This is a genomic window from Flagellimonas lutimaris (assembly GCF_051494225.1).
Taxonomy (GTDB): Bacteria; Bacteroidota; Bacteroidia; order Flavobacteriales; family Flavobacteriaceae; genus Flagellimonas; species Flagellimonas lutimaris_A.
Map to the genome: position 1 here is coordinate 58684 of NZ_JBNPYE010000010.1, position 12046 is coordinate 70729.

The window sequence follows — 12046 nt, forward strand, 5'->3', positions numbered from 1 at the left end:
AAATTTTGGGGTATTTACATTCCGGCGGGACGAGTGTCTATTTTTGCCGGATTGTGCAGCGTGCGTTTTATCGTCTTTGATTTAGTTCCTTTTCTCAAAACAAAACTGTAGGTAAAACGAGTAACTTCATTCTTGGTATATTCGATTGTACAAGCACTGTTATCAAATGACCAGTCTGGATAAGTTTTAGCGATTTCGCTACCAAGACTATATGGAATCCGTACATCTTCATAATACTCTTCAGATTCAAGAATAGTACCGTCATGGGCGTAAATGGCCTTTACGTAATTGGCATCCGATTCAAAAACAACGGTGTACGTAATCTGTTGATTTCTGCTATAAATGCGATTTTCGGTAATATCATAATTTGCTACAACATCTTGTAAACGCTTAATGCTTAAAGCTAAAGTTGGTGCAACGCCGTACCTTAAATTTACATACTGCTCATTCTTAATTTCAGAGGACCTGGATGTACGGACATTAAAGTCATATGCTGTATTCATCGCTAGGTTGTTCTGTGCAATTGTAAGGTTGGTCAAGCCTACTATACAAATAATTATAATCAGGTTTTTCATTTTTGAGAGGTTTTTAATACTCGATGTGAAACTAAATTGACTAAATCTTTTTGACAGGTCAAGCATAATAAAGTAGGACACTTCTAAGGTATCGGATAAGAATAGTACAACCGTCAATTTAGTATAGACTACCAATCAACAGGGTATAGACAATTAATAGACAAAAAGGCAGTTTTAAGTGTAAAAAATTGAAAATCAGATTTTTATAAATTTTGAATAAAAAGATCTAAATCAGTGCTTTCGGAGAGGTTCAACTTTTTTCTTAAGCGATAACGACTTGTATTTAAGGAAGCTAGAGTAATGTTTTGAAGCGTAGCAATGCTTCGACTCTCAATTTTTAAACGAATTAATGAGCAAAGACGTATCTCATTTTTACTCAAATCGGGATAGTTTTGTGTGAGCTTGCTGTAAAATGTATTACTCAGTTTGTCTAAGCGCTCAAAAAACTCCCGAGTGTTGGTATCAACACTAATTTTATTGGATATCTTATGATCTAGTTCTTCTATCAAAGCTTCACGTTCCTTGGCATCTGCTTGCTTAATAACACTTAATTGATCAGCCAATGCTTTGGCCCAATCCTGATCTTGCGTCAATCTAATGGCAAAATCCGAAAGATCCCGTTCCTTGCATTTAATTTCAGTATTGAGCTGTTCTACCTTTAAGGTTGTATTTTCAAATTTTTGTTCAGCTAATAGTTGCTTGTTCTTGGCGTTGACCAAATGTTGACGCCGGTTTAAGTAAAGTACGATTAACAATATGATAAAAACGGAAGACAATATCCCCGAAAACCAGAGTTTTGTACGCTGACTTTTTATCATGTTTTCTTTTTGAATACGGTCTATTTTAAAATTAATTGCTATTCTATCAACAATAGCATCATTAAGCTTGGCCTGCCATTTTTCATCCGCAATTTTTGAGATAAATTGAAGGCTATCCGCAAACGCCTTAATCTTTTGCGATGTGGCATATGCTTCAGAAATCTTATTCTGTTGTTTCAGTAAAAACTCCTTCGCCTCTAAAAACTCTAATTTGGAATTTGAACCTAAACTATTCCTTGCCTCATTTGAAACAACGATTGCTTCTAGTTGCTTAAAAGTGCGTTGTGCTTCTGCAAACCGATTTAAATATGCGTTCGCAGTGGTCAGTTGAGCACCTGCACTTATTAACCTTGGTATGTCTTTAGCGTGAGTTTTTTCATTAATGGCGGTTTTAAAAAACTCAAAATTTGTGGCATACAAAGGTTGTGCTTTTAGGTAATCGCCATATTCTATATGAATATCTGCAATATTATCGCGAATGCTTCCTATTAAAGTATGATTAGGATATGTTGCTTTTGTAATAGTATAGGCTTTCTGAAAATAGCGCATGGCTGAATTCAAATCTTTCTTGTGCCAATAAAAAAAGAGGCCATAGTTATTTAAGGCCGAAGGATAATAAATGTAATCTAGTGACTTTGTATATTCTAAATTCTTTTTATGTTGAATTTCTGCAAGGTCTAATTCGTTTAGTTCAGCATAACTTTGAGCAAGCATACTGCGTGCATAGGTTAGCATTTCTATATAAGCATCACGTTCCTTTTCAGTTAAGTCGTCCTCATGTGCTCGGTAATATTTAAAAAAATCAAGATATGATTTTATAGACTCCTTCGGAAATCCAACCTCCATAAACCAATTACCTGAATGCAAATAACTGTCTAAAACAAAGCTATGATGCCCATCAATGTACTTTAATAAATCCAAACGTTTATAATGAAGGGACAAGTAATTCTGTAATTGAGATTCAGAAAAAGATGAGCGCCTATACGTTTTAATGTCATCCTCGGGAAAATCAATGGATATGGAGTCGCTTATCTTTTGAAATTCTGCAAATGCCTTCTCACTACTAGGTAATGCGTTTTGCGACCACAGTTGAAAAGCAGTCAAAAAAAACATAAGACATATACTCAAGTAAGGAGGTTTTATCATTAGATAAAAATAGGATACAAGTTTTAAAGATATCAATTTTGTGACCTTTGTAAAGGTAGAGCTATCTCTAGTCGATAGTCTATAACTTGAAAAAAATTCTGCTAGGGGATTGATTAGCTTATTAATATATGTTCGATTCAGTTTAAATTTTCTTAGGCTATTTGTTTCTTTTCGGGAGGATTTCAGTATGTTTCCACTACCTCCCTTTGAGCTTATTTCTGAAAACAATGTAAGAAGTATTATTGATTGCTTTGTATTGTTCCGGGGCTACTTCTTACTTTCATTCTTTAGGTGCTCTTTTTTTACAATCTCCCTAATTGGAACTCCATCAATCAATACATCTTTAAGTACGGCTTTACCATTTTTTATGTGTACCAGTGCAAAAGTGGTCTGAGTTGAGTCCAATTGTGATCGCTGATATGTTAATTCAGCACCATAGGCTTTGGACTCTTCCATATAATATGTGTCAAATGGATAATCTATGGATATTCTGGAACCCTTGCCTATGGCAAAACCTACCTTGGCTTTTACATAATCTTGATGGTGTTCCGGCTTTTCTTCGGAAATGGATGCAATTTTCGCAAAACCATCGCTTCCGTTTGTAATGGATACATAGATTTCATCGCCTTGCTGCCAGTCCTTGTTGTTCTCGACTTCAAAAGTGTTGTTATCAAAATTTAGGGTGATATATTTTCCACGAAAAGGATCGTTTGGATCAACAGGAGCAGTCTTGAACTTATACTCGGACCCATTTTTTAGTACATCCTCTTGGTCCCATATCATTTTAGCAGGAACATATAGTTGTGCAAGAGCAACCAGAAGAAACAATACGATTTGTGTTTTCTTGTTAATCATTGGCCTTCCGTTTTTTTAACATCCAATAGTTGGCAAGAAAGAAACCTACACCTACTGTAACGAATATTATTCCGCGTAAAACAAAGCTGAGGTCGGTATCAAAAAATCTACAAATCACCAATACGGTTATTATTAGCAATCCATAATTGAGTATGCCCAAATGGTTCTGTTTTGCACCGACACGAATGGTCTGTATGGCAATCAAGAATATCAGGATATTAATCAAAAGGGAGGAAAATGGGACATAATTGCCAATGATGAAAATTGGTACAAAGATCAAAAATACCGGGGCAATGGGTTTTAAGTTTTTAATGCTTTTATTTTTTATTTGAAGATATAGTAGTACCAAGGCTAGAAGTGAAATGATAATGCATGTAATAAATTCAGGCGATGTGTATACTTCATCGAATAGATCAGTTTTATTTCTCAAATGGTCCCAAAAATCATCAAAACTTAAGATAAGTAGTGATATAATGGTACCCAATGAACCCAAAAACCTATAGCCATTGCTAAAACTAAATTGGTTGGAGAAAGATTTGCTTTCCCCAATCAAATAAATCAGACCGAATAAACTTATGTAAGCAATAAACATAAGTTCATCGAAATGATCCCCCAAAGTTCCGAGCGTTATGATCAGTGATACCGGAATCACCCAATTATGTAAATACGTAAAGTTGCTTTTAGGTTTTTTCTTGAGTAATCCATAGTAAAAAGGTAGAGCGAGCAGGAACAATATCCAGTACGGATAGGAGGTTGAGGTAGGATAGGTCCAATAACTGGTTTCACATGCGTAATAGGTGATTCCTACCAAATAGAGCAAAGAAACCATGGAAGATTTCATTACATAAATAATCGGAAGACATAAAAGCATCCAAGTGAGCAGATAGGTGCTTAAATTTTCGGGGATATGGTATATCTGGCTTACCAATGAAATACTTGCTCCCACGGCAAAGAACAAAAATGCGGAAGCACTTTCCCTCCAAGCTGTACTGTCTGCCTTTTTAAGCAAAGCAAAGCCACAAAAGAACTGACCAATAAGCAAAGGTAAAAAGGCAAAGAATGTTTTTAAACTACGAGAAAGCTCATCCCAATTGTGGGCAATAATCAATATAATGCCCATTCCCACTAAAATGGCACCAAGAATGCCAAAAACCACAAATAACCTGTTGGTAGTTGGAACGTTCTTATTTTTATAATAAGTTTCAATACTTGCTGCGACATCTTTTGAGATTACCCCAGCTTTTATAAGTTCCGGCAGGTCCTTGAGTATGCTCACAGTCCTGTATTTGTTGGCTCGTAGGCCGGTTTACATGCTGAAGATACATAATTAACGGGTATTTAGCACAGAGAAACGGTTTTGTTCAATCTTGTTTCCTATGTGTATCACCTTTATCCCTTTTTTTATACTAACTTCAGATTTATATCATTTTTGGTCGATAAAATCGTCCCAGTTTTGACAACCCAAGATTTTTTTTATAATTTTTCAATACAATCATAGTTGCTCTAATTAGAGCAAGGAGTTAACCACAACACCATGAACAACCTCAAACGCGTAATTGTAGACTACCAGAAATTGACCTCGGAAGTGCTCAAGCTTTTGGTGGATAAATATCCTGACGGATATGGAGATGATGATGTAATCAAATTCAAGAACCTAAGGGGTGAATCCATAGAAGCAGTGGAAGTGTCCACCGAGGACACAAAATATCTTGTTAAAATCAGTTCTAAGCTCGAACGTACCATGGCAGACTTTGATGAGGATGACAACGAAGATTTTGACCCGGAAGATTATGAAAAAATTCCAGAGGATGATAAAGACTTTTCGGAATCCGAAGAGGAAGACGAGGACTGATTACCTATCCTTTTAAATTCTTAAGCATATCGGCAGTGGTTTGATCTAAATCAAATCTGGGCTCCCATCCCCATTGCTCTCTAGCTGCAGAATCATCAATACTACTGGGCCAAGAATCGGCAATTTCTTGCCTAAAATCAGGGGCATAGCTTATTTCAAAGTCGGGAATGTGCTTGGCAATACTTTTGGCCATTTGTTTCGGGGTAAAATTCATTCCCGCCAAATTGTAGGAAGATCTAACCTTTATTTTTTCCGAAGGGCTGTCCATTAAGCTAATAGTAGCTCTAATGGCATCATCCATATACATCATCGGGAGTTCGGTGTCGCTGCTTAAAAAACATTCATAGGAACCTTTTTTTAGGGCATCATGGTAAATCTCCACCGCGTAGTCCGTAGTACCGCCTCCTGGCATGGTCTTCCAGCTGATTAATCCAGGGTATCTTACACTTCTAACATCGACCCCATATTTTTTATGGTAATACTCGCACCATCGTTCTCCGGATTGTTTACTAATGCCATAAACCGTGCTTGGTTCCATTATCGTGCTCTGTGGGGTATCTTCCTTTGGCGTATTGGGGCCGAAAACTGCAATACTGGATGGCCAAAACACCTTGGTTATTTTCTTTTCCTTGGCCAAATTGAGCACATTGAAAAGTGAGTTCATGTTAAGATTCCAAGCACGCATCGGGAATTTCTCGGCGGTAGCACTCAACATGGCAGCCATTAAATAAACTTCATCAACTTCATAATGCATTACCACATCCTCAATAGCGGCATATTCAGTGGCATCCAAAAGTTCAAATGGGCCGGATTGCATCAGTGCTTGGCTACCTTCCCTAATATCACTCGCAATTACGTTTTCGGCGCCGTATTTGTTTCTGAGCTCAAAAGTGAGTTCGGTTCCTATCTGCCCACATGCGCCGATTATTAAAATAGGTTTATGCATTAAAATCGAAGTTAATTTAGTTTGATGGCAAAGATACCCTTTATTAAAATTTGTACATTCGCCTATGCGAAAATTGTTAGGCATTCTTATTTTATTCTCCATTTTTGGGGCATGTAAAAAAGTAGAAAAAACTACGGCTGAAGTCGAAAGTCAAGATTTGGAGTTCAATTATCAGAAAATGCCCGAGAAAACGGCTATTAATCCAAAGGCAACCCCCATTGTAGAAGGTTGGGAAGAGTTCAAGGCGTTTAATACCAGTATAGAGGTGCTTTATAAAGCTACTAACAACGAAGACTTGGCCTTGGCCATTGACGACCTTATAGAGAAAGAGAAAAAAATGACCGAAGGAGAATACCCGGAACTGTTCAATACCTTCCAGGTAAAGAGTAGGCAAACGGTGATACGCACTTTTTTGTACAAAGTGAAAGCAAGTATTCTCGAAAACCAACCAACTACAGAGCCAACTGTGGATATGTTATTGGCCTACAATAATATGCGTGCACAGTTGAACGTAATAGCAAACAGCCAATTGGATAAAAAATTGATTTTAGATGATGCGTAATATTTTAATAGTAGGGTTATTGTTCGTGTCTGCGACCATCTGTGCCCAGAATGCGGAAAAACAAAAAATAAATGAAGTATTGGATAGCTGGCACATGGCCGCGGCCAATGCGGATTTTGAAGCTTATTTTGACAAAATGACCAAGGATGGTGTGTTTTTGGGAACCGATGCCATGGAGAATTGGCAGAATGATGAGTTTAAATCTTTCTCCAAACCGTATTTTGACAAAGGAAAAGCATGGAGTTTTACCTCGGTCCAACGCAACGTCTATTTAAGTGATGATGCTGAATTTGCTTGGTTTGATGAACTTCTGGATACCCAAATGAAGATTTGCAGAGGTTCGGGAGTACTCAAAAAAATAAATGGACAATGGAAAATTGCCCATTATGTACTTTCAATTGCAGTGCCCAACGAAAATGTGGATGAACTCATCCAGATCAAGGAAGAAAAGGATGATGCACTACTTCTAGAGCTAAAAAAGAAGCAATAATCTAATTTTCCCCATCGGCAGCCTCTTTTTTTCTGGATTCCAGAGCCTGCTTGCTCAAACTAGCCAAGTTGAAGTTGGGAGCAATTTTAAGTGCTTCGTCAATAGAGGCGATTGCCTCATCAATATTTTTATTCTGGTTAAAGTCGGCCAAACCTTTCAAATGGTAAAAAGCTGCTTTTAAGGAAACTTCATAAGGCTGTTGTCTCTCGTAAAAAGCATATTTCATTTCATCCGTGGCATTGGCTATACCAAATTCGATGTTGGCGGCAGCTCCAGCCATATCACCTGTTTGAATTTTAAGGTCGGCCATTTCATAGGCCAAGTACGGTGAAGGATTTCTAGTATTTAGTTCTTCAAAATGCTCCAAGGCTCTTTTGGGTTGGTTCAATGCTTTTAATGAAAAGGCCTTGATTTGTACCGCGAGGTCAGAATCATCGGCATTTTTTTCTATGCCTATTGTATTAAGGGCTTGCATGTGCTTACCGTTGTTCATATAAACAAAGGCTAGGGTGTCTCTTCTCTCTTTGGATGGAGAAATCACGTTCAGGTGCGTCAATGCATTTATTACGCCATTTACATCACCTTGCAAACGCATTTCTTTGTAATAAGCTTGGTAATGTTCCATAAGTGCATTGCTGGTTTGGGAAATACCACTAAAGCCCACCAATAACAGCAATAAGAGTACAGTCTTTTTCATTGATCTTCAATTTAGTGCGCCAAATCTAACAAAATAATCCTAACCTAGCTGTTAAGAATTAGATAAGTAATTACAAGGTTCTCAGGAAATGATTGGGGTAGTAAAAATGTGTCCTTTTTCTAAGAAGGTCTTGCTCAAAACCAATTTACCTTCCTTTTCGGATGATTGTGTTTTATATGATGGCGTCGGTAACCCTCTTTTTTGGGCTTCTTCAAAATAATATACCTGTTTTTTAGGATGATGTGGATATACACCATTGAAAACCTCTCCCCAATGCTCTTGCTCCAAAATGGTTAGAATCATATGGATACAGTCGTTGAGGTGAATCAGGTTGATGGGATGATTCCCATTGCTTAGACTTTGTTTTCCTGATAGTGTTGTCACAGGATGTCTATCGGGACCAATCAACCCGCCAAACCTTATGATGGTAGTTTTGAAACTTTCTTCACTTTGTAACATTTTCTCGCACTCCACCAATTGTTTGCCCGATTCGGTTATAGGTTGTGGTGAAGATTCCTCGGTAACCTCTCCCTCCACATCACCATAAACGGCCGTACTGCTTACAAACAAAACTTGGGAAACCGTACTTTTTTTGATTTCTGAATGGAGGAATTTTAATTTTTCAACAAGGCTCTCGGCGTGCTTTCCTCTAAGTTTGGGCGGAACATTGATAACCAATGTGTCAATATTGGAAAGAAACTCTTCAATATCACCTTGGATTCCGCTTTCCGATAAATTTATTTTAAAAGGGGCTATGCCTTCCTTTTGCAATACTTCCAGCTTACTGGAAGATGTGGTGGTACCTTTTACCTTATATCCTTGTTCAACCAATTTTTTGGCCAAGGAAAATCCAAGCCATCCGCAGCCCAATACACCGATATTTTTATTCAAATCGTAGGGTTTTTATGGTCAATATGGCGTCATTTAAAACAAAAGGCATGGGAATGCTGGTTCTTGGTCTTTTTGGTACGCTAAAATCTGGATGGGTTAACAAATCATTGGAAGCTTCGTATAAAGTAAGTTCTAAAACGGAATCTTTTGGAAACTCCAGTTGCAATTCTGTGAAATCATTATTGGTGATGTAGTGAGTAATCAATCTGCTACCTCGATTTTCCAAGAAGTGGGCGGGTAATGCAATTCGATTCACTTTGGCGGCTGTAATATCCATTGGATTGGTAAATACCTCCAATCGATTTACGTTTCTTTTTGGGGTAATGCAAAGTTCAATCAGTCTATTTTCTCCAATTATGGTATCCATTACAGTATCTATATAAGGCAGTTGAATATCTTTCTTTGGTGCATCCGCTATATAATTGAGATTTGTACGATACTTGCTGGAAATTGTTTCTGCCTTGGGTTTTCTTTTATCATCCCCCAAAAACTGACCGTTCCAATCAATCAATACGTTATCATAAGTGGCCCAAAGAGTAGAATCTGTATCTGCATTATACACATAGAGCAAGCTGCTTGGTTTTGGCCTTTCTTCATTAAAATTGGATTGGATATGACTCGTGATTCCGAATGCGAAAAATAGAAACAAAAACAAGTAGGCCAATCGCCCCTTACTTTTAAGTTGACTAAAAAATGGAAGTACCAAGAAAAATAGCAAGGTTGTTAGAACTGTTGCGCCTACCATCATTTTTAAACCAAGGCCAACGGGGAACATCTTTATAAACGGTGAATAAATGAGAACGGCCGGTAATGCCAAAAACACCATTAGGTATGGATTGGGTTTCTCTTGGTTGATTGTCACTAAAAAGGCCGCCAACATACCAAGAAGCGGAACAACAAAAAAACTTGCCCCTTTTAAATATTGAGCTACCAATCCGCAAATGATCAACCAAATAAAAATGGGGGCCACCAGCAAATTCGGTGTACTTGTTTTTCGGAATTTATTATAGGTATAAAAACATACGAACAAAGAGAACATTACATATACGGCAATATAAGTGTGGCCATTATACGTAAAACCATGTAACATATCTTTAAATCCCGGATACCACCAAGTAATGATATTCCAACAAAAATATCCAGCAAGTCCATTCACAATAAGGGTAATCAGCACTGGAACAAACCCTCTAAAAATATCGGCTACATGCAATTTTTTCTTTTTGAAACCTGAAAAAAGTAACAGGACAAACGCCAGAACAGCGAAACCGAATATGGGCCAAATCCATTCAAAAGGGTAGGATACCATTTTGTAAAGAGGAAGATTATAATATACTTCGTCGTTTAAACTTTTCAGGTTGTCCAAGTCGGCAGTGCTAAAATAGTTGAGCAAGGGCATTAAATAACTGCCTTGATGGGCCAATGTGTTTCGATCTAACCTTTCGTAGGTATCCAAGGCCGTGTGATAATCAAAATGATCATCAATAAACGCAAAGTTGAAACCTTCGACATCACCATCTTCCCTAAAAACGGTAAGATCGGTATCGTTGGGCAACATTTTATAAATACTGTAGGCCAACGAATTGGCTACAGGGTATTTTGGATTAGCTTCTTTAAAAGCCTTGATCAAATTTCCATTACCTCTATTGGTTTCAATAAGCATATAGCTGGGGCCACCACTTCCTCGTGCCTCAAAATTTAGGGCAAGACCGACTTCTTTGGCCCACGGGTGCTTGTTCACGAAAAGGTCAGCTCCATTAAGCCCAAGCTCCTCGGCATCAGTAATAAGGATGATAATATCGTTTTTTGGAGTTTTGTTTTCGCTTAAAAAAGCTCTAACCCCTTCCAAAATGGTTGCAACCCCACTAGCCGCATCACTTGCGCCGTAAGATGAATGAGGACCACTATCGTAATGGGAAAGCAAAAGAAGGCCCTTTCCTTTGGTGCTACCCTTTATTCTAGCCAATATATTTGTGGCTTTACTTAAGTTGCCCCAGTCCCCAGCAGTATACCCTTCTTGCGTGGTAGTTTCCAAACCCATTTTTTTGAGTTCAGAAATGATATAACTTTTGGCTTGTTCATGACCTGGAAAACCAACGGCATGGGGTTCTTTGGATAATTGTTTAACATGTTCTAAAGCCCTGTCCGTAGAAAAGGATTCCATGGAAACCTCCTCATCGGGATTGTAGGATGGCATTAGAGATGTAAAACTCCAATAAACCGCGGTAAAGAGAAGGATAAGGGCAAGCGTTCGGGAAAATTTCATGGTTCAGCGTTGTTGAAACTTAAATGTATGAAATTATGAAAGGTTCTCATATTTTGACAGCTAAAATTAGGTTATTCGCTAAAAAAAGCTATATTTATTATTCAACTTTAAAATCTAACCTTATGGCAATCAAGAGTTTTCAAGGCGTACGAAGCAAGGAGGAGAACAAGAAGAAATACGACGCCCCTATTTTGGTGGAGGATTATATGACCAAAAAGCTGATTACCTTTTCTCCAGACCAATCCATTTTGGAAGTAATGGAGACTTTTGCCAAACACCATATCTCCGGAGGTCCTGTTTTGGACAACAATGGTTTTCTGGTGGGAATCGTTTCCGAGGCAGATTGTATGAAGCAGATTTCCGAGAGTCGATACTTTAACCAACCGATATTGGATAAAAGTGTTGAAAGATTCATGACCAAAAACGTGGAAACGGTTCCGCACGATATGTCCATTTTCGATGTTGCCGGTGTTTTTGATAGGCATAATAGGCGAAGATTGCCTGTAATGAAGAATGATGTTTTGGTTGGACAGATAAGTAGAAAAGATGTGGTAATAGCTGCCCTAAAACTAACATCCCATAGCTGGAAATAAGTTATTCCCTTTTTACGATCATGTAATAATCATTGTCGAGCGGTAAGTATCCTAAATCGTAGACAAAGTAGTATGTGCTGCCTTTTTTTGTGGTGTACAGGTTGGTGATGTATTCAAAATCGAACCCCTTATCCAACAACCTCATTTTTGTTGTTTTTGTTTTTCCATCTTTGAGTGGAAAACTATCAAGTATCCTATAGTTTTTGCGCAGTTTGTTGTTGATGTTGCGTACCAGGTTTTTACTATCTCGGTTCAGCAGATTGTTATATGCATTCCTGCAATGGTCGGAACAGTATTTTTGGTCGATGCGGCCAAGTAGCTTTTCGCCACATACCAGGCATTTTCTTTCGGACATAGG

The 12046-nt window shown here is 37.9% G+C and carries 13 protein-coding genes; 4 read left to right on the forward strand and 9 right to left on the reverse strand.

The genetic code is table 11. From position 1 onward, the window contains the following. Positions 1 to 14: 14 nt before the first annotated feature. The 4 genes from ACQQ5U_RS16385 to ACQQ5U_RS16400 form a co-directional block, all read right to left on the reverse strand. Positions 15 to 503: a hypothetical protein gene (locus ACQQ5U_RS16385; protein ID WP_437399180.1), complete on the reverse strand. Its 489-nt coding sequence runs from the start codon at positions 501 to 503 to the stop codon at positions 15 to 17. Between the two features lie 275 nt (positions 504 to 778). Next, positions 779 to 2521: a transcriptional regulator gene (locus ACQQ5U_RS16390; protein WP_437399181.1), complete on the reverse strand. Its 1743-nt coding sequence runs from the start codon at positions 2519 to 2521 to the stop codon at positions 779 to 781. A 285-nt stretch (positions 2522 to 2806) separates the two neighbouring features. After that, positions 2807 to 3394 (reverse strand): GDYXXLXY domain-containing protein, encoded by a 588-nt coding sequence (locus ACQQ5U_RS16395; RefSeq protein WP_437399183.1) that lies wholly within the window; start codon positions 3392 to 3394, stop codon positions 2807 to 2809. Continuing rightward, positions 3387 to 4670: a DUF2157 domain-containing protein gene (locus ACQQ5U_RS16400; protein WP_437399185.1), complete on the reverse strand. Its 1284-nt coding sequence runs from the start codon at positions 4668 to 4670 to the stop codon at positions 3387 to 3389. Before ACQQ5U_RS16400 ends, ACQQ5U_RS16395 begins: the two co-directional genes overlap by 8 nt. Before the next feature lie 258 nt (positions 4671 to 4928). Here ACQQ5U_RS16400 and ACQQ5U_RS16405 point away from each other — a divergent pair, with 258 nt between their 5' ends. Then, the gene (locus tag ACQQ5U_RS16405; protein WP_437399187.1) at positions 4929 to 5246 is read left to right on the forward strand and encodes a hypothetical protein; all 318 of its coding nucleotides are present in this window, start codon (positions 4929 to 4931) and stop codon (positions 5244 to 5246) included. 4 nt (positions 5247 to 5250) lie between these two features. On the opposite strand, the gene ACQQ5U_RS16410 is transcribed toward ACQQ5U_RS16405, so the two are convergent. Then, entirely contained in the window at positions 5251 to 6192 is a 942-nt protein-coding gene (locus ACQQ5U_RS16410) for an NAD-dependent epimerase/dehydratase family protein (protein WP_437399189.1), read from the reverse strand. A 64-nt stretch (positions 6193 to 6256) separates the two neighbouring features. Between ACQQ5U_RS16410 and ACQQ5U_RS16415 the strand changes: the two genes are divergently transcribed. Then, positions 6257 to 6754 (forward strand): hypothetical protein, encoded by a 498-nt coding sequence (locus ACQQ5U_RS16415; RefSeq protein ID WP_437399190.1) that lies wholly within the window; start codon positions 6257 to 6259, stop codon positions 6752 to 6754. After that, on the forward strand, positions 6744 to 7244 hold the full coding sequence (locus tag ACQQ5U_RS16420; RefSeq protein ID WP_437399191.1) for a nuclear transport factor 2 family protein: 501 nt from the start codon (positions 6744 to 6746) through the stop codon (positions 7242 to 7244). Before ACQQ5U_RS16415 ends, ACQQ5U_RS16420 begins: the two co-directional genes overlap by 11 nt. 1 nt (position 7245) lies before the next feature. On the opposite strand, the gene ACQQ5U_RS16425 is transcribed toward ACQQ5U_RS16420, so the two are convergent. From ACQQ5U_RS16425 to ACQQ5U_RS16435, 3 genes are all read right to left on the reverse strand, one after another. Further along, complete coding sequence (locus ACQQ5U_RS16425) at positions 7246 to 7941, reverse strand: hypothetical protein (protein ID WP_437399192.1); 696 nt, start codon at positions 7939 to 7941, stop codon at positions 7246 to 7248. An 81-nt stretch (positions 7942 to 8022) separates the two neighbouring features. Further along, positions 8023 to 8832, reverse strand: a complete 810-nt coding sequence (locus tag ACQQ5U_RS16430; protein ID WP_437399193.1) for an SDR family oxidoreductase — start codon at positions 8830 to 8832, stop codon at positions 8023 to 8025. Further along, positions 8825 to 11095 (reverse strand): M28 family peptidase, encoded by a 2271-nt coding sequence (locus tag ACQQ5U_RS16435; protein WP_437399195.1) that lies wholly within the window; start codon positions 11093 to 11095, stop codon positions 8825 to 8827. The genes ACQQ5U_RS16430 and ACQQ5U_RS16435 overlap by 8 nt, the downstream gene beginning before the upstream one ends. 122 nt (positions 11096 to 11217) lie before the next feature. Here ACQQ5U_RS16435 and ACQQ5U_RS16440 point away from each other — a divergent pair, with 122 nt between their 5' ends. Then, positions 11218 to 11688 (forward strand): CBS domain-containing protein, encoded by a 471-nt coding sequence (locus ACQQ5U_RS16440; protein ID WP_437399197.1) that lies wholly within the window; start codon positions 11218 to 11220, stop codon positions 11686 to 11688. A 1-nt stretch (position 11689) separates the two neighbouring features. Here the strand turns inward: ACQQ5U_RS16440 and ACQQ5U_RS16445 are convergent, their stop codons facing one another. After that, the gene (locus ACQQ5U_RS16445; RefSeq protein ID WP_127140881.1) at positions 11690 to 12043 is read right to left on the reverse strand and encodes a hypothetical protein; all 354 of its coding nucleotides are present in this window, start codon (positions 12041 to 12043) and stop codon (positions 11690 to 11692) included. Positions 12044 to 12046: the final 3 nt, after the last annotated feature.

Excerpts from the sequence above, each read along its gene's own strand:
- ACQQ5U_RS16385 (WP_437399180.1), bottom strand. The coding sequence starts at position 503 with ATGAATACAGCATATGACTTTAATGTCCGTACATCCAGGTCCTCTGAA.
- ACQQ5U_RS16395 (WP_437399183.1), bottom strand. The coding sequence starts at position 3,394 with ATGATTAACAAGAAAACACAAATCGTATTGTTTCTTCTGGTTGCTCTT.
- ACQQ5U_RS16405 (WP_437399187.1), top strand. The coding sequence starts at position 4,929 with ATGAACAACCTCAAACGCGTAATTGTAGACTACCAGAAATTGACCTCG.
- ACQQ5U_RS16410 (WP_437399189.1), bottom strand. The coding sequence starts at position 6,192 with ATGCATAAACCTATTTTAATAATCGGCGCATGTGGGCAGATAGGAACC.
- ACQQ5U_RS16415 (WP_437399190.1), top strand. The coding sequence starts at position 6,257 with ATGCGAAAATTGTTAGGCATTCTTATTTTATTCTCCATTTTTGGGGCA.
- ACQQ5U_RS16420 (WP_437399191.1), top strand. The coding sequence starts at position 6,744 with ATGATGCGTAATATTTTAATAGTAGGGTTATTGTTCGTGTCTGCGACC.
- ACQQ5U_RS16425 (WP_437399192.1), bottom strand. The coding sequence starts at position 7,941 with ATGAAAAAGACTGTACTCTTATTGCTGTTATTGGTGGGCTTTAGTGGT.
- ACQQ5U_RS16435 (WP_437399195.1), bottom strand. The coding sequence starts at position 11,095 with ATGAAATTTTCCCGAACGCTTGCCCTTATCCTTCTCTTTACCGCGGTT.
- ACQQ5U_RS16440 (WP_437399197.1), top strand. The coding sequence starts at position 11,218 with ATGGCAATCAAGAGTTTTCAAGGCGTACGAAGCAAGGAGGAGAACAAG.
- ACQQ5U_RS16445 (WP_127140881.1), bottom strand. The coding sequence starts at position 12,043 with ATGTCCGAAAGAAAATGCCTGGTATGTGGCGAAAAGCTACTTGGCCGC.